General features: G+C 71.0%; 17 protein-coding genes and 1 pseudogene. 12 read left to right on the top strand and 6 right to left on the bottom strand.

Annotated features, from left to right (window positions below):
- Window positions 1-780 precede the first annotated feature (780 nt).
- Complete coding sequence (locus ACIWVC_RS28080; protein ID WP_396451173.1) at window positions 781-1,041, top strand: hypothetical protein; 261 nt, start codon at window positions 781-783, stop codon at window positions 1,039-1,041.
- A 36-nt stretch (window positions 1,042-1,077) separates the two neighbouring features.
- Here the strand turns inward: ACIWVC_RS28080 and ACIWVC_RS28075 are convergent, their stop codons facing one another.
- Both ACIWVC_RS28075 and ACIWVC_RS28070 read right to left on the bottom strand, forming a co-directional pair.
- Window positions 1,078-4,236, bottom strand: a complete 3,159-nt coding sequence (locus ACIWVC_RS28075) for an FAD-binding and (Fe-S)-binding domain-containing protein (RefSeq protein WP_396451171.1) — start codon at window positions 4,234-4,236, stop codon at window positions 1,078-1,080.
- A gap of 54 nt (window positions 4,237-4,290) precedes the next feature.
- Entirely contained in the window at window positions 4,291-5,448 is a 1,158-nt protein-coding gene (locus ACIWVC_RS28070; RefSeq protein WP_396451169.1) for an enolase C-terminal domain-like protein, read from the bottom strand.
- A 150-nt stretch (window positions 5,449-5,598) separates the two neighbouring features.
- Between ACIWVC_RS28070 and ACIWVC_RS28065 the strand changes: the two genes are divergently transcribed.
- Window positions 5,599-7,404 (top strand): thiamine pyrophosphate-requiring protein, encoded by a 1,806-nt coding sequence (locus tag ACIWVC_RS28065; RefSeq protein WP_396451168.1) that lies wholly within the window; start codon window positions 5,599-5,601, stop codon window positions 7,402-7,404.
- An 85-nt stretch (window positions 7,405-7,489) separates the two neighbouring features.
- Window positions 7,490-8,501: pseudogene (locus ACIWVC_RS28060) on the top strand (SDR family oxidoreductase).
- 40 nt (window positions 8,502-8,541) lie between these two features.
- On the opposite strand, the gene ACIWVC_RS28055 reads toward ACIWVC_RS28060, so the two are convergent.
- Window positions 8,542-9,399 carry a formate/nitrite transporter family protein gene (locus ACIWVC_RS28055; protein WP_396451165.1) on the bottom strand — a complete coding sequence of 286 codons (858 nt, stop codon included), beginning with the start codon at window positions 9,397-9,399 and terminating at the stop codon, window positions 8,542-8,544.
- A 279-nt stretch (window positions 9,400-9,678) separates the two neighbouring features.
- On the opposite strand from ACIWVC_RS28055, the gene cynS reads away from it, so the two are divergent.
- Window positions 9,679-10,128: a cyanase gene (cynS, locus tag ACIWVC_RS28050; protein ID WP_396451163.1), complete on the top strand. Its 450-nt coding sequence runs from the start codon at window positions 9,679-9,681 to the stop codon at window positions 10,126-10,128.
- Window positions 10,129-10,151: 23 nt separating this feature from the next.
- Here the strand turns inward: cynS and ACIWVC_RS28045 are convergent, their stop codons facing one another.
- The 3 genes from ACIWVC_RS28045 to ACIWVC_RS28035 all read right to left on the bottom strand — a co-directional run bounded on the left by ACIWVC_RS28045 (window position 10,152) and on the right by ACIWVC_RS28035 (window position 12,378).
- Window positions 10,152-10,427 (bottom strand): hypothetical protein, encoded by a 276-nt coding sequence (locus tag ACIWVC_RS28045; RefSeq protein WP_396451162.1) that lies wholly within the window; start codon window positions 10,425-10,427, stop codon window positions 10,152-10,154.
- A gap of 101 nt (window positions 10,428-10,528) precedes the next feature.
- Window positions 10,529-11,518, bottom strand: a complete 990-nt coding sequence (locus ACIWVC_RS28040) for a transketolase family protein (protein ID WP_396451160.1) — start codon at window positions 11,516-11,518, stop codon at window positions 10,529-10,531.
- On the bottom strand, window positions 11,515-12,378 hold the full coding sequence (locus ACIWVC_RS28035) for a transketolase (protein WP_396451158.1): 864 nt from the start codon (window positions 12,376-12,378) through the stop codon (window positions 11,515-11,517). The genes ACIWVC_RS28040 and ACIWVC_RS28035 overlap by 4 nt, the downstream gene beginning before the upstream one ends.
- A 90-nt stretch (window positions 12,379-12,468) precedes the next feature.
- On the opposite strand from ACIWVC_RS28035, the gene ACIWVC_RS28030 reads away from it, so the two are divergent.
- From ACIWVC_RS28030 to ACIWVC_RS27995, 8 genes are all read left to right on the top strand, one after another.
- A complete protein-coding gene (locus ACIWVC_RS28030; protein ID WP_396451157.1) occupies window positions 12,469-13,260 on the top strand; it encodes an IclR family transcriptional regulator in 792 nt (263 codons plus the stop codon).
- 88 nt (window positions 13,261-13,348) lie between these two features.
- The gene (locus ACIWVC_RS28025; protein WP_396451155.1) at window positions 13,349-14,137 is read left to right on the top strand and encodes an SDR family NAD(P)-dependent oxidoreductase; all 789 of its coding nucleotides are present in this window, start codon (window positions 13,349-13,351) and stop codon (window positions 14,135-14,137) included.
- Between the two features lie 18 nt (window positions 14,138-14,155).
- Window positions 14,156-15,106 (top strand): substrate-binding domain-containing protein, encoded by a 951-nt coding sequence (locus ACIWVC_RS28020; RefSeq protein WP_396451153.1) that lies wholly within the window; start codon window positions 14,156-14,158, stop codon window positions 15,104-15,106.
- A complete protein-coding gene (locus ACIWVC_RS28015; protein ID WP_396451151.1) occupies window positions 15,103-16,644 on the top strand; it encodes a sugar ABC transporter ATP-binding protein in 1,542 nt (513 codons plus the stop codon). The genes ACIWVC_RS28020 and ACIWVC_RS28015 overlap by 4 nt, the downstream gene beginning before the upstream one ends.
- A complete protein-coding gene (locus ACIWVC_RS28010) occupies window positions 16,641-17,660 on the top strand; it encodes an ABC transporter permease (RefSeq protein WP_396451149.1) in 1,020 nt (339 codons plus the stop codon). The genes ACIWVC_RS28015 and ACIWVC_RS28010 overlap by 4 nt, the downstream gene beginning before the upstream one ends.
- Before the next feature lie 70 nt (window positions 17,661-17,730).
- Complete coding sequence (locus ACIWVC_RS28005; protein ID WP_396451148.1) at window positions 17,731-18,813, top strand: SDR family oxidoreductase; 1,083 nt, start codon at window positions 17,731-17,733, stop codon at window positions 18,811-18,813.
- 21 nt (window positions 18,814-18,834) lie between these two features.
- Window positions 18,835-20,562 (top strand): flavin-containing monooxygenase, encoded by a 1,728-nt coding sequence (locus ACIWVC_RS28000; protein WP_396451146.1) that lies wholly within the window; start codon window positions 18,835-18,837, stop codon window positions 20,560-20,562.
- A gap of 923 nt (window positions 20,563-21,485) precedes the next feature.
- Complete coding sequence (locus tag ACIWVC_RS27995; protein WP_396451144.1) at window positions 21,486-22,235, top strand: hypothetical protein; 750 nt, start codon at window positions 21,486-21,488, stop codon at window positions 22,233-22,235.
- Window positions 22,236-22,509 lie beyond the last annotated feature (274 nt).

Below are 22,509 nucleotides of genomic sequence, written 5' to 3'. Positions count from 1 at the left end.
GTCCAGGCCATCCTCACCCTGCACCACCAGGCCGGATGAAGTTGGAATCAGCTCATTGACGGGGACGCTCGTTCCACTACGGGAGTGAGCCCGACACGTTCCCCTGTCCGGTGGACACGGTCGGGCCGGCAGGTCCATCCCGGCCGACATTAGGGACATAAAGCGCCAATCACCCACCCCTATGGCCCCCCTAAGCAACCCCTAAGAATCCCCTATTGCGCCAGCGTTAAGTTGTTGACTTCAGTGTTTTCGGGACTGTTCATGAAACGTCCCATGGCGGATGGAAGCTCGTTTTCTTGCGAGGACGACGTCCGTCCCTTATCCCCCTGAGCTGCGCAAGCGCGCGGCCCGCACGGTGGCCGAGGTCCGCCCGGACTCCCGGCCGGGCCACGCAGCCGTACCGACGCCGACCGCGCGACGGTCGAGCGCCACTACGACACCCTCGCCAAGCGGTACCCGCCGAAGGGGCGGCCCCGGACGGCGGCGAGGACGAGGGCCCACCGACGAGATCCTCCAGCGACGGCAAGGCGATGGTGTTCACCCTCCCGGTGAGCGCGACCTACGGCGAACCGGAGGCCATCGTCGGCCCGCTGCGTGACGCCGTGAAGGACCGTCCCGCCGGCCTGGAACTCGACGTGACCGGCCCGGGCGTGATCGACGGCGACATGGACGCAGTCTCTCCCCTCGCGCCCTGGTCGGCAGGTGCGTTTCCCAATGAGTGGACGACCGTTGAGGGCCCCTTGGGTAGGCAGTGGGCAGCATCTTCTTGTGAGTACTCCGATGTACACGACGGACTTCATCCCGGGCGATCAGCGCAGGGTGGAGGCAGAGCAGATTCGGGTCGGCGAGTCCGGCGCGAGCGCTGAGATCGCTCTTGAGAACCTGGCGGCCGCGGTGCAGGACCTGCACCCGGATGCGGTGGTCGGGGTGGGTTTCACCGCTGTCCCTCGGGTGACCAGCCACGGAAGGGGCGTGGTGACCGAGGTCGGCTATGTGGCTTACGGAACCTGCGTCCGTTACGAGCCACGCGAGAACGACTGAGCGGGCCCGCTGAGCCTCGCCCGAAACGCACGCCGGTCACGCGCGCAGCATCCGGCACATCGCGCGCGTTGCGACGGCGGCGGCGCATGCCGCGGTCCCGAAAGCGGCGGCGACGCGGATGACGCGGCGCGGGAGCGGCGGGGCGGGCCTGCCGGGATGCCCCGCGTTCTCCGGCCGTTCGGTGACCGGGTGGCCGCCCTGCCTGCGGGCAAGCTGCATGAGCTGGGCGATGTGGAGGGCCCGGCGTCCGGTCGCGGAGTCCTTGATCTGCGTCGTGCACGAGAAGCCGTTGGCCACGATCGCCGTCGCCTGGTCGGCGTCGCGGACGGCGGGGAGGAGCGCCTGTTCCCCGCAATCGAGCGAGATGTCGTACTTGCCGGTCTCGAATCCCCAGGATCCGGCGAGCCCGCAGCACCCTCCCTTGAGGTCGTCGGTGTCCAGGCCCATCCGCTGCAGGAGTCTGGCGTCGGCGCTCGTCCCGCCGGTCGCGCGCTGGTGGCAGTGGCCCCACAGCAGCGCTCGGCCGCCTCCTGGCAGTTTCGGGGGCGTGATGTCGTAGCGGTCGAAGAACTCGGCGAAATGATGCGAGTTGCGGGCGAGTCGAGCGGCGTCGTCGTCGTGGGGAAGGAGCTTGGTCAGCTCGTCCTTGAAGACGGCGAGGCAGCTCGGCTCCATCCCGACGACCGGCGTCCCGGCCCGGACGTGCGGGCGCAGCACGTCCAGCACGTTGTGCAGGTAGCGTTCGGCGGTGTCGAGGAAGCCGTAGTCGTACAGGGGGCGGCCGCAGCACACGTGGCCCTCGGGCATGACGACCCGCCACCCGGCGGCCTCGATCGCCTCGACGCACGCCACGCCGACGTCGGTGTGGAAGTGGTTGTTGAAGGTGTCGGGGAACAGCACGACCGGCCGGCCGTGCGGGTTGGTGGTGCCGCCGCGCTCGTCGAACCACTGCTGCAGGGTCATCGGCGCGAAGCGGGGCAGGGGGCGGCGCCGGTCGATCCCGGCGACCAGTTTCGCCAGACGTGCCAGGCCGGGCGTGTGGGTCGCGGCGTTCGCGAGTTCGGGCATCCGGGACGCCAGCCGGGCGGCCTGGTCGATGAACCCGAACGCGTACGCGTACCGGGGCCGCCACCGCCGGGCCGACTTGTAGTGGTGGTACAGGAACTCGGCCTTGTAGGTCGGGATGTCGACGTTGACGGGGCAGTCGTTGGTGCAGCCTTTGCAGGCCAGGCACAGGTCAAGGGATTCGGCGACCTCCTTGGACTGCCATCCGTCGGTGATCACCTCGCCCTGGAGCATCTCGAACAGCAGCCGCGCCCGGCCGCGCGTGGTGTGCTTCTCCTCGCGGGTGACCTGGTAGCTGGGGCACATGGTGTTCGTCGCTCGCGGGACACGGCATTCACCGATGCCGACGCAGCGCAGCGCGGCGTGGGCGAAGTCGCCATCGTCCTGCTGGTAGGCGAACCTCACCCGCGGGCGCGGCGGGTTGTAGCCGGTGCCGAGGCGCAGGTCCTCGTCGAGCCGGTAGGCGTCGACGACCTTGCCGGGGTTCATCTTGCCGTCCGGGTCCCAGATCCGCTTGAACTCGCGCATCGCCTGCACCAGCTCCGGCCCGTACTGGCGTTCCAGCAGCTCGCCGCGCTGCTGCCCGTCGCCGTGCTCCCCCGACACCGACCCGCCGAATGACGCGACGAGGTCGGCCGCCTCCTCCATGAACGCTCGGTAGGTCGTGATCCCCTCGGCCGTACGGAGGTCGAAGCTCATCCGCGAGTGGATGCAGCCCTGCCCGAAGTGCCCGTACATGGCGCCGTCGATGCCGTGCCGGTCCATGACGCGGCGCAGCGCCCGGACGTAGTCGCCGATGCGGGACGGCGGCACGGCCGAGTCCTCCCAGCCGGGCCAGTGGTCCCCGCCCGGAGGGAAGGCCGTGGACCCGAGCCCGGCCTCGCGGATCGCCCACAGCTCACCGCTCCGCCCGCCCTCTTGCGCGCTCTTGACGAGTTTCACCCTTTCCCGCGCGTACCCGCGTTCCCGGGTCAGCCAGCGGACGAACGCCTCGGCCGTCCCGACCGACTCCTCCGCGGTGTCGGCGCCGAACTGCACCAGCAGCCACGCGCCACCCCCTTGCCGGGGGAGTTCCTCGATGTCGGAGACGTTCTTGTGCTGCGACTGCTGGCTTTCGACGAGCCGCCGGTCGAGCGCCTCCAGCCCGATGGGACGGAACCTCTCGATGATCTCTTCGCAGTGCTCGGCGGCGTCGGGCAGTTCCTCGTACTCGACGACGACGAGGGTGCGCTTCAGCAGCGCGGGCGTCAGGAGCAGGACGGCCCGCAGCACGGTGACGCACGTGCTCTCGGTGCCGGTGAGCGCGCGGGCGACGTTGAAGCCGTTCTCCGGCAGCAGCTCGTCCAGGTTGAAGCCCGACACGCGGCGCGGCATCTCCGCCACCGGCGGGTACCCGGCGCGGATCGCGTCGGCGTACCGGTCGCGCAGGTCGCGCAGCCGCGCGTAGATCTCGCCCTTGCGGCCCCCGGCGGCGATGATCTCGTCGAGCCGGTCCTCCTCGTCCGTCCCGACCCAGAACCGGTCGCCGCCGTAGGTGACGATCTCCATCGCGCGCAGGTTGTCGGACGTCCGCGGGCCCGGCCCGTACAGCTGCGACTGCACCGAGTGGATGCCGCACGAGTTGTTGCCGATGTTCCCGCCGATGACGCAGCGCGAGTGGGAGGAGGGGTCGGGGCCGAAGACCAGGTTCCACCGGCCGGTGTGGCGGTTCAGCTCCTCGTTGATCACTCCGGTCTCGCAGGTGACGGTGCGCGCGCCGGGGTCCACCTCGCCGATCTTCGTGAGGTACCTGGAGTGGTCGATGACCACCGCGTAGTTGACGGTCTCCCCCGACAGGCTGGTCCCGCCGCCGCGGTTGAGGATCGGCGCGCCGAACGCGCGGCAGATCCGGTGCACCGCGACGACGTCGTCCAACGTCTTCGGGACGACGACGCCGATCGGCACCTGGCGGAAGTTCGACGCGTCGTTGGCGTAGAGGGCGCGGGACCCGTCGTCGAACCGCACCTCCCCCTCGACGGCCTCGGCCAGGGCCTTGGCGAGCTTCCCCACCGGGATCGTCGTCCGACCGCGCGGCGGCCCCGGCGTCGACGGGGTGCTCCTGTCCGGCACCTGTCGGGTCTTCGCTGCCATTCGCACGGTCCTCCCGATCGGGTCTGTTCTGTCCAGACGGTGCGGCCACGGTGCTCAGGAGCGGCGGGCGCCGTGGACCCGGTACGGCTCCGCGTCCGCCCACTTCACCTCCAGGCCGAGGCCCGGACGGTCCGGGGCGGGGCGCAGCGAGCCGCCCGCCGGGCTGAGCGTCCCGTCGAAGACGATGTCCTCGACGCGGACGTGGTCGTGGAAGTACTCCAGGTGGCGGAGCCGCTCGACGGCGCAGAACGCGTGCGCCGACAGCGCGGGGGCGCAGTGCGCGGACAGGTCGGTGCGGTGCGCAGCCGCGAGCCCGGCGACCTGAAGGACGCCCGTGACGCCGCCGCAGCGGGTCGCGTCGGCCTGCAGGCAGTCGACCGCGCCGTCCAGCAGCCCGGTGAAGTCGCCGAGGTCGTACCCGTACTCGCCGGCCGCGATCTCCAGCCGTCCCGGGCCCCGGTCGCGGAGCAGCCGCAGGCCGGCCGGGTCGTCGGAGGGCACCGGCTCCTCGAACCACCGCACGTCCCACTCCCCCGCCAGCCGGTGCGCCCAGTGCAGGGCGTCCTTGCGGGTCAGCGCGCCGTTGGCGTCGGCGAACAGCTCGGCGCCCGCCCCGATCGCCTCCCGGACCGCCGCGAGCCTCTCGGGGTCGCGGCCGGGCTCGCGGGCGATCTTCAGCTTCACCCGGGGGATGCCGCGCGCCACCCAGTCGACGAGCTGGCGGGCGAGCCGGTCGAGCGGGTAGTTCGTGAAGCCGCCGCTGCCGTAGACGGGGACCTCGTCGTGGAACGCGGGCAGCGCCCGGTACAGCGGCAGGCCGAGCAGCCGCGCCTTCAGGTCCCACAGCGCCGCGTCCACCGCCGACACCGCCATGGCGCCGGCGCCGGGACGCCCGGCGTTGCGGATCGCCGCGAGCATGGCGTGCCACGCGGCGGCGGGCGCGAGCGCGTCGGCGCCCCGGACGACCGGGGCGAGCGCCGACTCGACGAAGGGTGCGAGCGAGACGTCGCCGTAGGTGTAGCCCGTCCCGGTGCGCCCGCCCGCGTCCGCCTCGACGAGCACCATCGTGGTCGAGTCCCAGCGGAGCGTGCCGTCCTCCTCGACCCCGTCCGGGCCGTCGGTCGGGACCGTGAACGCGTGCACCCGCACGCCCGTCACGGGGACGGCGCCTTCTACGGCCGGCCCGTCCCTGATGTCGTTCGCCCCGGTCACCCGCGCCCTCCCTGACTCATCGACGCGGCGTTCTCCTACCTCTGGCGGAAGCTCTGAAACGGCGGCGGGCCATCCGGTTTGACGGTCCGCTGCCCGGGGACTCGGGGGTGACACGGGCTCCACGTTCTCGACGAGAACCGGGTGAAGATCATGGCCGAGCAGGTAGCCGACTACGTCCTCCAGCGCCTCACCGAGTGGGGGGTCGAGCGGGTCTACCGATATCCGGGGGACGGCATCAACGGCATGCTGGGCGCGTTCGACCGCGCCGAGGGCAGGCCGGAGTTCATCCAGACGCGCCACGAGGAGATGGCCGCGTTCATGGCGTGCGCCCACGCGAAGTTCACCGGCGAGGTCGGCTGCTGCGTGGCGACGTCCGGTCCGGGGGCGATCCATCTGCTGAACGGCCTGTACGACGCGAAGCTCGACCACCAGCCGGTCGTCGCGATCGTCGGGCAGCAGAAGCGGCTCGCGCAGGGCACCCACTACCAGCAGGAAGTGAACCTCGAGGACCTGTTCTCCGACGTCTCGGAGTACTGCCAGATCGTCATGCACCCCGGGCAGATGCGGCACGTGATCGACCGGGCGTTCAAGACGGCGCTGACCGCGCGGAGCGTCGCCACGATCATCATCCCCGAGGACGTCCAGGAGGCGGACGCGATGCCGTCGCCGCCCAAGGAGCACGGCTCGGTCTACTCCAGCGTCGGCTGGAGCAGGCCCCGCGTGCTGCCGAACCCCGAGGAGCTGCGCAAGGCCGCCGACATCCTCAACGAGGGCGAGAGGGTCGCGATCCTCATCGGGCAGGGCGCCGCCGGCGCCCGCGAGGAGGTCGTCGAGGCCGCGGACCTGCTCGGCGCCGGGGTCGCCAAGGCGCTGCTCGGCCGCGAGGTGCTGCCGGACGACCTGCCGTTCGTCACCGGCCCGATCGGGCTTCTCGGCTCGAAGGCCAGCGACGAGATGATCATGAACTGCGACGTGCTGTTCATGATCGGCAGCAGCTTCCCGTACGCGGAGTGGCTGCCGGACGAGGGCAGCTGCCGCGGCGTCGAGATCGACATCGACGGCCGCATGATCGGCATCCGGTACCCGATGGACGCGCACGTCGTCGGCGACGCCGGGGAGACGCTCCGCGAGCTGATCCCGCTGCTGCGGCGCAAGCCGGACCGCTCCTGGCGCGAGCGGATCGAGGAGAACGTCCGCTCCTGGAACACCGTGATGGAGAAGCGTGCCGGGCAGACGTTCGACGGCAAGATCAACCCGCAGGCGGTCGCGCACGAACTGTCGCCGCTGCTGCCGGACGGTTCCATCCTCACCGCCGACTCCGGTTCGGGCACGAACTGGTGGGCCCGCCACCTCAAGATCCGCGAGGGCATGAAGGCGTCGCTGTCGGGGACGCTCGCGACGATGGGGCCGGGCGTCCCGTACGCCATCGCCGCGCGGTTCGCGTTCCCGGACCGCCCGGTCATCGCGTTCGTCGGGGACGGCGCGTTCCAGATGAACGGCATGAACGAGATGCTCACGGTGAAGCGGTACGCCGACCGGATGGGCGGCGCGCCGCCGCTGGTCTTCTGCGTCTTCAACAACCAGGACCTCAACCAGGTCACCTGGGAGCAGCGCGCCATGGGCGGCGACCCGAAGTACGAGGGCTCGCAGTCCATCCCGGACTTCCCGTACGCGAAGTACGCGGAACTGTGCGGACTGAAGGGCATCTACTGCGACGACCCCAGGAAGGTCACCACGGCGTGGCGGGAGGCCCTGTCCAGCGACCGGCCCGTCGTGCTGGAGTTCGTCGTGGACAACGAGATCGCGCCGATCCCGCCGCACATCATGGAGACGCAGGCCAAGAAGGCCGTCAAGGCCGGCATCAAGGACCCGCAGAAGGTCGGCATCGCCCGGCGCGGTTTCCGGCAGAAGCTCACCGAGATGTACGAGAACCTGCCCGGACGCAAGCACGACTAGGGGCGCGGCCTGTGCCGCAGTCCGCCGAAGAGTCGTCACGCTGCCGCGGAGAACGAGGTGTATCCGCAGGTCGAGGAGGCCACCGATGGCTCGTGAAGCGCGTGGGAAGGTCGCGGTCGTGACGGGCGGCACGGCCGGTGTCGGTCGGGCCGCCGTCCGCGAGCTCGCCGGCCGGGGATATGACGTCGCGGTGCTGGCGCGCGGCGAGGCCGGGCTGGCGGCCGCGGCCGCGGACGTGCGCGCGGCGGGGGGGGCGCGCGCTGCCGGTCGCGGCCGACGTCGCCGACGAGCGGGCCGTCCGGCGGGCCGCCGACCGGACGGAGGCGGAGCTCGGGGCCATCGACGTCTGGGTCAACGCGGCGTTCTGCGGATCGCTGGCGTTCTCCTGGGACACCGGCATGGACGAATGGCGGCGGATCAACGACGTGACCTATCTCGGGCAGGTCCATGGGACGCTCGCCGCGCTGGAGCGGATGCGGCCCCGCGACCGCGGCGTCATCGTCAACGTGGGCTCGGCGATGGCCTACCGTTCGATCCCGCTGCAGGCGCCCTACTGCGCCGCCAAGCACGCGGTGAAGGGCTTCACGGAGTCGGTGGTGACCGAGCTCGCCCACAGCAAGAGCAAGGTGAGGCTGTGCATGGTGCAGCTTCCCGGCTTGAACACGCCGCAGTTCACCTGGAACCTGAACAAGCTCGACCGGCACCCGATGCCCGTGCCGCCGATCTTCCAGCCCGAACTCGCCGGCCGCGCCATCGCGCACCTGGCCGAGCATCCCCGCCGCAACATGTGGGTGGGCCTGCCGACCGCCTACACCATCCTCGGCGAACGCATCGCCCCCAAGTTCATGGACCTGTACCTGGGCCGGTCCGGTGTCACGTCGCAGCAGACCGGTCAGGACACCCCGCGGCTGGGCCCGAACCTGTTCCGTCCCGGCGACGACGCCGAGGACCGGGGCGCCCACGGCCCGTTCGACGACCGGGCGCACGCGCGGGACCCGCTGCTGGAGCTGTCGCTCCGGCGTACCGCCGCGTTCGGGATCGCCGGCGCGGCCGCCGTGCTCGGCGGCGCGGCCGTCGCGGTGCTGCGCCGCCGCTGACCCGCGCGTCCGCCCGGAGGGGCGTCCTTGCGGTCGGGGGTCATGCGCTCAGCTCGGCGGGGGCCTGGATCTTCTTCTCCGCGGGCAGCGGGGCGTCCTGCTCCCTGCTGGTGCGGGCGTGGGTCGCGTACAGCGTGAGGCCGACGAAGAGCGGCCCGCCGACCAGGTTGCCGATCACCGTGGGGATCTCGTTCCAGAGGAAGTAGTCGCTGATCGAGAAGTCCCCGCCCAGCATGAGGCCGGACGGGAACAGGAACATGTTCACCACCGAGTGCTCGAAGCCCATGTAGAAGAAGACCAGGATGGGCATCCACATCCCGATCACCTTCCCGGAGACCGACCTCGACATCATCGCGGCGACGACGCCGGTCGACACCATCCAGTTGCACAGCACGCCGCGGATGAAGAGCGTCAGCATCCCGGCGGCGCCGTGGTCGGCGTAACCGACCGTCCGCGAGGTGCCGATCGAGCCGATCTTCTGCCCGACCTCGTTCGGGTCCACGGTGAAGGCGTAGGTGAGGATCACCGCCATCATGAACGCGACGGTGAGGGCGCCGGCGAAGTTGCCGACGAAGACCAGCCCCCAGTTCCGCAGGACCGAGCGCAGGCGGACCCCCGGACGCTTGTCGATCAGCGCCAGCGGGACCAGGGTGAACACCCCGGTCAGCAGATCGAAGCCCATCAGGTAGAGCAGGCAGAACCCGACCGGGAAGAGCAGCGCCCCCACGAGGGGCTCGCCCGTCTGCACGGTGACCGTGACCGCGAACGCCGCGGCCAGCGCGAGGATGGCACCGGCCATGTAGGCGCGGATCACGGTGTCGCGGGCCGACATGAAGACCTTCGCCTCACCGGCGTCGATCATCTTGCGGACGAAGTCCGTGGGATTCACATAGGACATGCGATAACTCCTCCACCGATGTGACGGGCTGAATCGGATCGCCCGCACAAGCCTGAGCAGGGCGAATTTCCTGCCCGTGACCGAGCGGGAACCTTTTTGTGACAGACGACTAACCCGCCCGCGCCGGGCCGCATCCCCCCGCGGACATATGGCCGTAACACATCTGTCTCATTGCCCGGCGCCACGTATCCGGGCTGTGAAGAGTTGGTTTCGGCCTTCACGGGCGACCGGGCCCGCGGGTAAGCCTGGTGGCACTCGCGCACTGGGAAGGAGCCCGGTATGGACCCCGTCATGAGCAAGTCCGAGGCCGCTGCGCTGATCATCGCCGCACGGACGAGGCACGGCCGGTCCTGGGCCTGGATCGCCGAGCAGCTCGGCGCCCCGCCGGTGTGGACGACCGCGGCCCTGCTCGGTCAGCACCCGATGACGCGGGAGCAGGCACGGCGGGTCTGCGAGCTCCTCGAACTGGACGAGCGGGTCGCCGAGAGCCTCACGCTCCAGCCGACCCGCGGCACCGACCCGGCGACGATGGCCGATCCCACGATCTACCGCTTCGTCGAGGCGCTCTCGGTCTACGGACCGGCCCTCAAGGAACTCATCCATGAGGAGTTCGGGGACGGCATCATGAGCGCCATCAACTTCCGCGTCGACTTCTCCCGGCGCCCGTCCCCCGACGGAGACCGCGTGGTCGTCACCTTCGACGGGAAGTTCCTCGACTACAAATGGTGATCACCGCTCCGTCCTGACCCCGCTCAGGTGCGCGGGGGACGGGTCCCGGGGCGAGCAGACCGGGCCAGGCCCCATCCCATGGCGACCGCCAGCATCAGGTCGGCGCCGACCATGATCACCAGGCTGAGCTTCAGCGCTCCGGCGCTCCACTTTCCTCCGGCCCACAGCAGCGGGCCCACCAGCAGGATCACCGCATCGACGACCGCGAGGGTGAGGACCGTTCCCCAGAGCCGCCACCACCAGGATCGCGGCGCGGCGGGGGCGCTCGCGTGGCCCCCGCCCTCCCCCTGATCAGCCATGGCAGGCCATCATGCCGGGCCATGTCGGCCTCTTCCCCCGGCCGGATCCCGGCCGCTCACCGGTTCCGAGGCCGCACACGGACCGGCACGTGGCCCGGCCGTTACCTGCCGAGCGCTCGGAGCGCCGCGGCCTCGATCCCCTCGGTGTCCAGGCCGTAGTGGCGGTAGAGGTGCGTCGGGGGGCCGATGAGCGCGTACTCGTCGGCGATGCCGTGCCGGACGACCCGCGCGCCGAGTCCCGCCGCCGCGACGGCCTCGGCGACCGCGCCACCGAGCCCGCCCAGCACGCTGTGCTCCTCCACGGTCAGCAGGAGCCCCGACCGCCGCGCGGCGTCCAGCACGGCGGCCTCGTCGAGGGGTTTGACCGTGTGCATGTCGAGGACGCCCGCGGACACTCCGGCGGCGTTCAGCTTCGCCGCGGCGCCGAGCGCCGGGTGCACCATCGATCCCGTCGCGATAATGGTCAGATCGTCTCCGCCGCCGTGCGCGATCGCCTTGCCGATCTCGAATCGCGGATCGGCCCTCTCGTACACGTCGGGTTCCTGGCCGCGCCCGATGCGGAAGTAGACCGGTCCCGGGCACGCCGTGGCGGCGCGGAGGGCGGACGCGAGTTGCGCGGCGTCCGCCGGCGCGATGACGGTGAGTCCCGCGATGCTCCGCATGATCGCCAGATCCTCGGTCGCGTGGTGGGACGTGCCGTAGAAGCCGAGGGTGATCCCGGCATGGTGGCCGATCAGCCGGACCGGCAGCCGCGTGTACGCGGTGTCGGTGCGGATCTGCTCGCACGCCAGCAGCGCGAGGAAGGAGGCGAAGGTCGCGACGTACGGCTGGAGCCCGGAGGCGGCGAGGCCGGCCGCGGTCGAGACCATGTGCTGCTCGGAGATGCCGAACTGCACGTACCGCTCGGGGTGCCGCTCCTGGAAGCGGACCAGGCCGTTGGAGTACTTGAGGTCGGCGGTGCCGACGACGACGGGATGCCCCTCGTCCACGAGGTCGGCCAGCGTCCCGGCCAGGACGTGCAGGCCGGGTGCGCGGTCCAGCAGGTCCGTGAGCTGCCAGGACTCCGGTCGCAGGGCGGGGGCGGCGGTCATCGGGCGCTCCTCAGTTCGTTGACGGCGTCGATCTCGTCCTGCTCGGCGAGCCAGCCGAGGTGCCAGCCGAAGTCGCGTTCCATGTAGGAGATCCCCTTGCCCTTGACGGTGTGGGCGATCACGGCCGCGGGGCGGGTGCGGTCCGGGTCCGCGGCCACGGAGCGGAGCAGGGTGAGCAGTGCCCCGGCGTCGTGTCCGTCCACCTCGTGGACCTCCCAGCCGAACGCCCGCCACTTGTCGGCGAGCGGCTCGATGCCGGTGACGTCGTCGACCCGGCCGTCCAGCGAGTACCCGTTCCGGTCGATGATCGCCACGAGGTTGGACACGCGGTGGTGGGCCGCGCCGAGCGCCGCCTCCCAGATCTGCCCCTCGTGCAGCTCACCGTCGCCGAGCAGGACGTACACGTTCGACGGGCGCTTCTGCATGCGCAGGCCGAGCGCCATCCCGGTGCCGGTGGACAGGGCGTGCCCGAGCGATCCGCTGCTGAAGTCGACGCCCGGGATCCGTGTCATGTCGGGGTGGTCGCCGAAGGCGCTGCCGAGGCGCGTGTAGCCGTCCAGCTCGGACGGGTCGAAGAAGCCCCAGTCGGCGAGCAGCGGGTACAGGGTCGCGGCGGCGTGCCCCTTGCCGAACAGGAACCGGTCGCGGTCGGGCCAGTCGGGTTCGCCGCGCCGCAGGTTCATGACGCCGTAGTAGAGGGTGGCGAGGATCTCGGCGCACGAGAACCCCGAGGCGTAGTGGCCGGTCTTGGCTATGGAGATGAGCCGGACCGTCTCCAGGCGGGCGAAGAGCGCCCGTTCCCGGATCAGCTCCACGAGCTGGTGATCCGCCGCGATGGGCGCCTGTGTCTGGTCTACCATGCGGCCGAAAGTACTATTCAGTGGACAGCCTGTCCATACAACGAGACGAAATCGTTGGACGCTCTGTCCGCTGAGCGATAACTTTGGCGGGTGGCGACTGAAAACAACCTCATGCTGGTGCGCAAGGTGTCCGGACTGCTGGACCACCTGGCCAACGGAGAGTCCTCCGCGACCGAGATCGCGGACGCGATCGGCGAACCGCGCAGCTCGATCTACCGGCTGCTGTCGAGCCTGCAGGCCGAGGGGCTGGTCGAGCCGGGCAGCCGCCGGGGCAAGTACCGCCTCGGATTCAAGCTGCTGCCCCTGGCGACCGCCGTGGTCGCGCGCTTCGACGAGCGGACGTTCGCCCGGCCGGCGATGGAGCGCATCCACGACCTGACGGGCGAGACGGTCTTCCTCAGCGTGCCGCGGCGCGACGAGGCGGTATGCATCGAGCGCATCCCCGGCAAGCGCGTGCAGTCGCTCGCGCTCCAGCTGGGCGGCACCCTCCCGCTGCACGCCGGAGCGGGGATGCGCGCCATCCTCGCCCACCTCGGCGAGGAGGAGTGGGACGCCTACATCGAGCGCAACGCGCCGCTGCGGCGGTACACGCCCTCGACGCCCGTCGAGCCCGGTGACCTGCGCCGGGTCCTGGCCGCCACGCGGGCGGGCGGGATCTCCATCAGCGACCAGGACGTCACGCCCGGGGTGGCCGCCCTCGGCGTGCCCATCACCGACTACCGCGGCAGGGTGCGCGGAGCGCTGTCGATCAGCGGGGTGCGCGAGTCGATCCTCGGGCCGGACTCGGCCGCCTGGAGGGAGGCGCTGATCGAGGCGGGCCGGGAGATCTCCCGCGCCTTCGGCTCGGAGGTGGCGGACGCGAACCCGGTCGACTTCGGGTAACAAATTCCCACTCTCTAGACATCCCGTTCGCCTTATGAGAATGTGAGGCCTCGCCCGCACCGAGTGACCTGTGGGAAGGAGGCGACACATGAACCAGGGCCTGACGGGACGTGTGGCCGTCGTGACGGGCGCGGGCAGCGGCATCGGACTGGCCTGCGCCCGCCACCTGCACGCGGCGGGCGCACTCGTCGCGGGGGCCGATCTCCGCGTCGACGCCCTCCGCGAACTCGGCGGCCCCGACCGGATCCTGCCCGTCGAAGCGGACCTGCGCGACGCGGACGCCGCGCCGGCGCTGGTCGCGGCGACGACCGAGGCGTTCGGCCGGATCGACATCCTGGTGAACAACGCCGGCGCCGCCGCGGTCCGGCCCGGCTTCCTCGCGACGACCGACGCGGACTGGACCTCGACGCTGGAACTCAACCTGCTCGGGTACGTCCGGACCGCTCGCGCGGTCATCCCGGCCATGCTCGAAGGCGGTGGCGGCGTGCTCGTCCACATCGCGTCGGAGGCCGCGCGCATGCCCAACCCGCGCCTGCCCGACTACAGCGTCTCCAAGGCCGGGGTGCTGATGCTGTCCAAGGTCCTCGCGGCCGAGTTCACCCCCGCCGGCATCCGCTCGAACGTCGTGTCGCCGGCCTTCATCCGGACTCCGCTGTACGACCGTCCCGGCGGGCTGGCGGACTCGCTCGCCGAGGAGTTCGGAGTGGACAGGGAGACGGCGCTCACCCGCTACGTGGAGCTCAACCGCATTCCGGCCGGCCGGCTCGGCACGGTCGACGAGGTGGCCTCGCTGGTCACCTACCTCGCCTCCGACCAGGCCGGCTTCGTCTCCGGCGCGAACTTCTGCGTCGACGGCGGCGTCACGCCGGTCGTCTAACCCCGATGAGGACAATCCATGAAGGCAGTTAACCACCCCGGCCGCCTCACCAAGATCATCGCATACGCCGCGGCGGGCGCCGCCGTCCTCGCTCCGGCCGCCTGCGCCGCGTCCGAGGCGGGCACCGACGGGAAGACGTCGATCGGCGTCGTGCTCAACGCGGCGTCCAACCCCTTCTTCCTCGCCGAGGGCAAGGCCATCCAGGAGGCCGCGAACGCCCGCGGCGTCAAGGTCTCCGTCCAGTACGCCAACGCGGACGTCAGCGCGCAGACCGACAAGATCGACACCTTCGTCCGGCAGCGGGTCGACGCGATCATCGTCGACGCCGTCGACTCCGACGGCATCGGCCCCGCGGTGCTGCGCGCCAAGCAGGCGAAGATCCCGGTGGTCGCCGTCGACGTCGCCGCGGCGGGTGCCGACGCGACCGTGACCAGCGACAACGTCCAGGCCGGCCGGGAAGCGTGCAAGTACCTGATCAGCCGGCTCGGCGGGCGCGGCACGCTCGCGATCGTCGACGGCTCCGCCGTCTCGGCCATCGCCGACCGGATGAAGGGCTGCAAGCAGGCCATCGCCGCCAACCCCGGGATCACCGTCGTCGCCAGCCAGCGGGCCGACCTGACCCGTGACAAGAGCATGAAGGTCGCCGGCGACATCCTCACCGCCCACCCGGACGTGGACGGCTTCTTCGGCGTGAACGACCCGACGGCGGTCGGCATCGCGCTGGCCGCCGGGCAGCGCAAGGCCGATGTGAAGATCGTCGGAGTGGACGGGGCGCGCCAGCTCACCGACCTCATCGGCCGCGGCCCGATCATCGGGACGGCCGGCCAGAACCCGCGCGAGCTCGGCCGCTCCGGACTCGACCTGGCGGTCAGGCTGGCCCGCGGGGAGAAGGTGGACCCGGGCCCCAAGCTGATCCCGACATTCCTCGTCAACTCCGACACCCTCGACGACTACGAGAGCTGGGGATGAGCGCCGCCGGGCCACCGGAAGGCGGCATCGCCCGCCTGACCGGAATCGAGAAGTCGTACCACGGCAACCCCGTCCTGCGGGGCGTCTCGCTCGCCCTCGAACCGGGGCGAGTGCACGTGCTGGCCGGCGAGAACGGCGCCGGCAAGTCCACCCTGATCAAGATCCTCGCGGGTATCGAGCGAGCCGACCGCGGCGAGATCGTCCTGAACGGCGCCCCGGTGACCCTGACCGGGCCCCGCGACGCCAGGCGGCACGGGCTCGCGGTCGTCCACCAGGAGTTGAGCCTGGTGCCGGAACTCACCGTCGCCGACAACCTGCTGCTCGGCCGCGAGCCGCGCCGCCGGACCGGCCGGCTCGACCGCCGCCGGGCGCGGGCGATGGCGCTCGACGCCCTCGGCCGGATCGGCGCCGCGCTCGACCCGGACGTCCGGGTGGCCCGGCTCAGCGCCGGCCGCCGGCAACTCGTCGAGATCGCCCGGGCCCTGGGCGAGCACCCGCGGGTCCTGGTGCTGGACGAGCCCACGGCGGCACTGTCCCAGAAAGAGGCCGACCTGCTGCTCGACACGGTCGAGGACCTCCGGGCCGAGGGCCTGGCGCTGCTCTACATCAGCCACCGGATGGAGGAGATCTCCCGTATCGCCGACCGCGTCACCGTCCTGCGGGACGGCGTGGTCGCCGACTCCATGACGCGCGCCGAGATGACCGAGGACCGCGTCGTCACCTCCATGGTCGGGCGGCCCGTCCATGATCTCTACCGGCACGACCGGGCACCCGCCGGCGACCGGATCAGGCTCCGCGTCACCGGGCTGCGCTCGCCGCACGTCCGTCCCGCCTCGTTCGAGATCCGGGCCGGAGAGGTCGTGGGGCTCGCCGGGATCGTCGGGGCCGGCCGCAGCGAACTCGGCCGCCTGATCGCCGGCGCCGACCGCGCGGACGGCGGCACGGTGACCGTCGACGGCACGACCGTGGCACGCGGCGGGCTGCACGGCGCGCTCGCGGCCGGGATCGTGATGCTTCCCGAGAGCCGCAAGGAGCAGGGGCTGTTCCCGCGGATGTCGATCGCCGACAACATCTGCGCCGGGACCCCGCGGGGGCGCCGCGCCCTCGGCAGGACCAGCCCGGCGAGCATGCGCGCGGCCGCGCGGCCGCTGGCCGAGGCGATGCGCGTCCGGGCGACCGGGCTCGCGCAGCCCGTCGGGCACCTCTCGGGCGGCAACCAGCAGAAGGTGCTCCTCGCGCGCTGCCTCGCCCGCGACCCCTCGGTCCTCATCCTGGACGAGCCGACCCGCGGCGTCGACATCGGCGCGAAGGCCGACATCTACGCGCTCATCGGCGACATCACGCGGCGCGGCGTCAGCGTGCTGCTGATCTCCTCCGAGCTGCCGGAGGTGCTCGGCCTGTCCGACCGGGTCCTCGTCATGCGGCGCGGCGAGATCGTCGCCGAGCTCGCGGGACCCGCCAAGACCGAGGAGAACGTCATCCGCCACGCCACCGGCGTCACCGGCGACCGGGCGACAGTCAGCGAGGTGAACCCGTGAAGCAGACAACCGCACTCGGCGACCCCCGCCCCGCCGGCCGCGCGCACGGCGGCCGGATACGGCGCGGCATCGCCCCGGCCGCCGACCAGGCCGGCATGGCCGGCGCGCTCATCGCGCTCGTCCTGGTCTTCGCGGCCACCGCACCGCACTTCCTCACCGTGGACAACCTCCTGGACGTGGCGCGGCAGATCTCCGTCACGGCGATCCTGGGCGCCGGCCTCACGTTCGTCATCATGGCGGCCGGCATCGACCTGTCGGTCGGCTCGGCCGTCGGAGTGACCGCCCTCTTCGCGGTGTGGCCCGCCATCGAAGGCTTCCCGCCCGCGATCGCGGTCCTGGCGGCGATCGCGGCGGGACTGCTCATCGGCGCCCTGAACGGCGTCCTCGTCGCCCGGCTCAGGCTCGACGCGTTCATCGTCACCCTCGCCGCCCTCACCTACCTGAGAGGCGTGACCTACGTCGGAACCGGCGGCAAGACCCTGTTCTCCACGACCCTCGGCTACGCGTGGATCGGCAATGGAACGGTCCTCGGCGTGCCCGTCCCCGTCGTGATCATGGTGCTGGTCTTCGCCGCGGGCTGGTACCTGCTCAACCGCACGGTGTTCGGCCGCTGGGTCCACGCGGTCGGCGGCAACGCCGAGGCGGCACGGCTGGCGGGCATCCCCGTGCAGCGGGTGCTGACCTGCGTGTACGTCATCTCCGGACTCTGCGCGGGCATCGGCGGTGTCATCGCCTCGGCGCGGCTGCAGAGCGCGGTGCCCGACCTCGGCACCGGCTACGAGCTGTCGGCGATCGCGGCCGTCGTCCTCGGCGGCACGTCCCTCATGGGCGGGAAGGGCTCGCTGGTCGGCACCCTGCTGGGCGCGGCGATCATCGGGGTGCTGGTGAACGGCATGACGCTGCTCGACGTGTCCAGCTTCTACCAGCAGATCATCCAGGGCGCCGTGATCGTGCTGGCCGTCGCGGTCGACCGGCTGCGCGTCCACGGCAGGCCCGCGCCGGGGACGGCCGCGTGACCGGTACGGATCCCCAGACCCCCTCCGACAGGCCCCGATACGGCGATCAGAGAACCGAAAGGACAAGACGATGACCAACGAGGATCTGCCGGCCGAGGACGGTACCGTCCTCGTCGCCGGAGCCCACGGCGTGGTCGGCGCCGCCGCCGTCCGCGCCCTCCTGGAGTCGGGCCGGCGTGTCGCCACGGTCGCGCGGCGCGGCCCGGTCGGACCGCCGGACGGTCCTGCGGTCGGCGACCACCTCCAGGTGGACCTGCTCGACGCGCCGGCGGTCCGCGCCGCTCTCGCCGCCCGCTCCGACATCACCGCGGTCGTCTACGCCGCCTACATCGAGCGGGAGACCATGGCCGCCACCGTCGGCCCGAACGTCGCGATGCTGCGGAACCTGCTCGACGCCGTGGACGGCTCGCCGTCCCGGCTGCGGCACGTGGTGCTCATCGGCGGCGGGAAGTCCTACGGGGAGCATCTCGGCGGGTACAAGACCCCGGCGAAGGAGTCCGATCCCCGCTTCCTCGGGCCGATCTTCTACAACGACCAGGAGGACCTCCTCTTCGCCGACGCCGCCCGCGCGGGATACACCTGGACGGTGCTGCGCCCGGACGCGGTGATCGGCCCGAGCCTCGGCTCGCCCATGAACATGCTGACCGGCCTCGCGGTCTATGCCAGCGTCTGCCGCCACCTGGGCGTCCCGCTGCGCTTTCCCGGCACCCCGGCGGCGTGGGGCGCGCTCCACCAGGCGACCGACGCCCGCGTCGTGGCACGCGCCACCGCCTGGGCGCTGCGGTCCCCCGCGGCGCGGAACGAGGTCTTCAACGTGACCAACGGCGACAACTTCCGCTGGCAGCACCTCTGGCCGGAGATCGCGGACTTCTTCGGCACGCCGACCGCCCCGCCGCAGCCGATGTCGCTCGCGGAGCAGATGGCCGACAAGGGCCCGGTGTGGGACGCGATCGTCCGGGAGAACGGGCTGCGGCCCACCCCCCTGGCCCGGATCGCGTCCTGGCCGTTCGTCGACGCCTGGTTCGCCACCGGCGACGACATGGTGCAGAGCACCATCAAGATCCGCCAAGCGGGCTTCGGCGACTGCGTCGACACGCATGTGAGCTTCCTCGAGAACCTCGCGATGCTGCGCGATCTCTCCCTCATCCCCTGAACCGGCGCTCCGGAGGCAGACATGACCACGACCATCGCGACGGACTGGCTCACCCGTTTCGGTGAGGCGCTCGAAAGCCGAGGCGACCTGTCCGGGCTCTTCGGCCCGGAGTGCTACTGGCGAGACGTCGTATCGTTCACCGGCGACCTCAGAACGTTCTCGCACGAGCGCGCCGTCGCCGAACTGTCCGCCCGCGGACCTCGGGCCAAGGCGGCGAACTTCCGCCTGGCCGCCGGGCGGACACCGCCACGCGAGGTGGAGCGGAACGGCATCCCCTGCGTCGAGGCGATCTTCGAGTTCGACCTCGAACTCGGGCGCGGGATCGGTGTGGTCAGGCTCGTGCCCGGACCGGACGGCCGGTACCTCGCACGCAACCTGTTCACCACCCTGGACGAGATCGCCGGCCGTCCGGAGCCGACGGGCGAGCACCGTCCGACCGGCCAGGCCGACTCCTCCAAGTTCGGCGGCCCGAACTGGCTCGACCGGCGCCGCGCGGCGGTGGCCTACGCCGACCGCGACCCCGACGTCCTCATCGTCGGGGGCGGGCAGAGCGGCCTCGCCCTCGCCGCCAGGCTCGGCCACCTCGACGTGGACACGCTCGTCGTCGACAGCCACGAGCGCCCCGGGGACAACTGGCGCAAGCGCTACCACGCGCTCACCCTGCACAACGCCGTCTGGCTGAACGACCTGCCGTACATGCCGTTCCCGCCGACGTGGCCGGTGTTCGTCCCCAAGGACAAGCTCGCCGGATGGTTCGAGGCGTACGTCGAGGCCATGGAGATCAACTTCTGGGGGTCGTCGACGTTCGAGCACGGCGCCTACGACGCGGCCACCGGAACCTGGGAGGCCCGGATCCGCCGCGGGGACGGCGGGCACCGGGTCCTGCGCCCGCGGCACATCGTCCTCGCCACCGGGGTGAGCGGCATCCCGTACCGGCCGGACCTGCCCGGCCTCGCCGACTTCGGCGGCCAGGTCCTGCACTCCGCCGACTACACGGGCGGCGCCGACCACGCCGGCGAGCGGGCGATCATCATCGGGACCGGCAACAGCGCCCACGACATCGCCCAGGATCTGCACGCCAACGGCACGTCCGTCACCATGGTGCAGCGCAGCTCCACCACCGTCATCAGCGTCGACCCCAGTGCCGCCGCCGCGGACGCGTCCTATCTCACGGCCCCGACGCTGGAGGACAGCGACCTGATCGGGATGTCGGTCCCCTACCCGGACCTGGTGACCGGGAGCAAGGCGCTGACCGCGGCGATGAAGGAGATGGACGCCGACCTCATCGCCGGGCTGGAGAGGGCGGGCTTCCGCACCGACTACGGCGAGGACGGCACCGGCCAGCAGATGAAGTTCATGCGCCGCGGCGGAGGCTACTACCTCGACGTCGGCTGCTCCGAGCTGATCATCTCCGGCGCGGTCGGCCTCGTGCAGTTCGCGGACACCGACCGCTTCGTCAAGGAAGGCCTCCGGATGAGGGACGGCACCGTGCTGGACGCCGACCTCGTCGTCCTCGCCACGGGCTACCACCCGCAGCAGGAGAACGTGCGGCGCCTCATGGGCGACGCGGTCGCCGAGGCCGTGGGCCCGATCTGGGGCTACGACGACGAGGGCGAACTCCGCAACATGTGGCGTCCCACCGCGCAGCCGGGACTGTGGTGCACCGCCGGCAACTTCCAGATGGCCCGCGCCTACTCCAAGGTGCTGGCCCTACAACTACGCCTGGCCCTCGACCGCCACAGCACATGACCCGCCGGAACATGGGGGCCGGCCCCGACGCACGGCCGGCCCCCGCACCATCTCGCGCGATGGTGGGTCTCACTCTCCGCAATGACGACGCTGTCGACGACGCCGTCGCGCAAGGCGGCGCGATCGCGCACCGGCTCTCGACGCGCGCGTCGCCCCCCTGGGCGTGCAGGATGCAAGCGAGTGGTCGATGGCCACCGCGAGCCCGATCGTCACGGCGAGGGTCGGGGCGGAGGCGTTGAGGTACGGAGTCCCGTCAACCTGGGCGACAGACAGCGTGATGGGCACAGGCGCCCCGCCCTATGACGCCACAGCGAGGAGTACCGGGCCGCACGGCGCCAGGCAGTACTGTCGCGACGCCGGATGCCGCCGCTCAACTCACCGCAAATCGGGTAGGAGCACCGCCCACAGACAGAAGGCATCCCCTTCCCCGACCGTGTCAGGGAAAGCCGGTTCCGCTGCCAGAAGAGAGTGCACGGCACACAGATCAACACGCCCCTGGGCACGCGATCTCCAACAACCCCCTCATAGGGCCTGCCTGAACCGAAGTGAAAGGTCGGGCGGCAACGCCTCCGGCGGCGGCATCAACTGGGTGACGTCATCGCGGTCGCCACCGGTCAGGGCCGGGACGAGCGGGGGGCCGTGCCCGTCGGTCGGCGCGCTTGGAATCCGACCGGCCGCGATCGGGGGAACTCGGCCCGGTCTCGGGGAAAGCGTTGAACCGCCTGTCGCGGCGCATAGTGCGGTCAGTGGTGGTCCGGCGCTCGTCGATGGGACGACGAAACCAGCGTGCGCCGGCCGCGATACCCGATCCTGTTAACCTACGCACGGCCTCGACGATCGAAAACGGCAGCCTTCGCCGGCCGAGCGCGGCCGTGTACCGTCTCCAGCGATCCTCATCGCACTGCTCTCTCCGAGGTGACGACATGTCAGGCGTTCTGGTGTACCTGCCCGCCGTTCCTCACCATGAGGCCGTCCGCAAGGAGCTGGCACCAGGCGATACGCTCAGTTTCGGCCGCGGCACGCCATGTCACAATGTCGGTCTCCATCTGGATAATCCCACCGTACCGCGGCTGGCCGGAGAAATACTCGCGGTCGATGACCATTGGCGCTTGAGCAACTTCAGCACCGATCGAACCTATGTGGTGGAGAACCCCGAAGGGGCGGGTGAGTATCTCCGCGTCGCGCCACGGCGAGCCGCCTGTCCGGTGCCGTTCGAGTTCTCCCGTGTCGTTCTTTCCACCGACGGACCGGCGAATTCGTTCCAAGTGTTCGCATCTCAGCATCTCTATCTGGATCCAGACGAACACGACATGATCGAGCCGGACGGCTCCTCCACCGTCTCGGCCTTCTCCTTGGACGAACGGGCGACCTACTTTCTTGTCTTGGTCGCGTTGTGCGAGCCGCGATTGCGCGATGAGTCGTCAACGGCGCTACCGACGTCCCGTCAGATCTCGGAGCGGCTGGCTGATCTTCCTGACCGGAGCCTCTCCCTCCGCGCCGTCAACTTCCATATCGACTATCTGGCCGAACGGAAGCTACGCGTGCGGCAGCCGTACGAGGAAGAGAGGCAGGACGGGAAGCGCGCTGCCGTCGTGGACACCGCCCTTCGCTTCGGCCTGGTCAGCGAAGACCACCTCTCCCTGCTCCCGGACCGGCGACCGACTCGTCCCTGACCGCCCACAGTAGGTCGTATCAGGAGACCATCACTTCACTGACCATGCCCGAACTCCACCTTCCAGGCTCCTGGAACCTTTCAGGGTAGGCCCGGTCGCTCAGTGAGGTCCGGCAGCAGGGTCCGGCGAATGCCGAGCCCTTCGTGTTAGGCACGGACAGCACAACGCCTACCGCACGAGAGGACGACCGCCCCTGCCCGCCCCGTTCGAGACGAGGGCGGTCGAGTTGCGAGGCATCTTCCAACGGGATCTTCAAAGTAGCGGCGCTGCAACT

The sequence above is a fragment of the Actinomadura sp. genome (genome assembly GCF_044508335.1).
GTDB lineage: Bacteria > Actinomycetota > Actinomycetes > Streptosporangiales > Streptosporangiaceae > Spirillospora.
The sequence above is the reverse complement of the archived record's forward strand: the minus strand, read 5'-3'. Positions and strand labels throughout refer to the sequence as shown.

What these genes read in the sequence shown, in the direction of transcription:
- ACIWVC_RS28080 (WP_396451173.1), top strand. Translation starts at nt 781, where the DNA reads ATGTACACGACGGACTTCATCCCGGGCGATCAGCGCAGGGTGGAGGCA.
- ACIWVC_RS28075 (WP_396451171.1), bottom strand. Translation starts at nt 4,236, where the DNA reads ATGGCAGCGAAGACCCGACAGGTGCCGGACAGGAGCACCCCGTCGACG.
- ACIWVC_RS28065 (WP_396451168.1), top strand. Translation starts at nt 5,599, where the DNA reads ATGGCCGAGCAGGTAGCCGACTACGTCCTCCAGCGCCTCACCGAGTGG.
- ACIWVC_RS28055 (WP_396451165.1), bottom strand. Translation starts at nt 9,399, where the DNA reads ATGTCCTATGTGAATCCCACGGACTTCGTCCGCAAGATGATCGACGCC.
- cynS (WP_396451163.1), top strand. Translation starts at nt 9,679, where the DNA reads ATGGACCCCGTCATGAGCAAGTCCGAGGCCGCTGCGCTGATCATCGCC.
- ACIWVC_RS28045 (WP_396451162.1), bottom strand. Translation starts at nt 10,427, where the DNA reads ATGGCTGATCAGGGGGAGGGCGGGGGCCACGCGAGCGCCCCCGCCGCG.
- ACIWVC_RS28040 (WP_396451160.1), bottom strand. Translation starts at nt 11,518, where the DNA reads ATGACCGCCGCCCCCGCCCTGCGACCGGAGTCCTGGCAGCTCACGGAC.
- ACIWVC_RS28035 (WP_396451158.1), bottom strand. Translation starts at nt 12,378, where the DNA reads ATGGTAGACCAGACACAGGCGCCCATCGCGGCGGATCACCAGCTCGTG.
- ACIWVC_RS28025 (WP_396451155.1), top strand. Translation starts at nt 13,349, where the DNA reads ATGAACCAGGGCCTGACGGGACGTGTGGCCGTCGTGACGGGCGCGGGC.
- ACIWVC_RS28020 (WP_396451153.1), top strand. Translation starts at nt 14,156, where the DNA reads ATGAAGGCAGTTAACCACCCCGGCCGCCTCACCAAGATCATCGCATAC.
- ACIWVC_RS28015 (WP_396451151.1), top strand. Translation starts at nt 15,103, where the DNA reads ATGAGCGCCGCCGGGCCACCGGAAGGCGGCATCGCCCGCCTGACCGGA.
- ACIWVC_RS28005 (WP_396451148.1), top strand. Translation starts at nt 17,731, where the DNA reads ATGACCAACGAGGATCTGCCGGCCGAGGACGGTACCGTCCTCGTCGCC.
- ACIWVC_RS28000 (WP_396451146.1), top strand. Translation starts at nt 18,835, where the DNA reads ATGACCACGACCATCGCGACGGACTGGCTCACCCGTTTCGGTGAGGCG.
- ACIWVC_RS27995 (WP_396451144.1), top strand. Translation starts at nt 21,486, where the DNA reads ATGTCAGGCGTTCTGGTGTACCTGCCCGCCGTTCCTCACCATGAGGCC.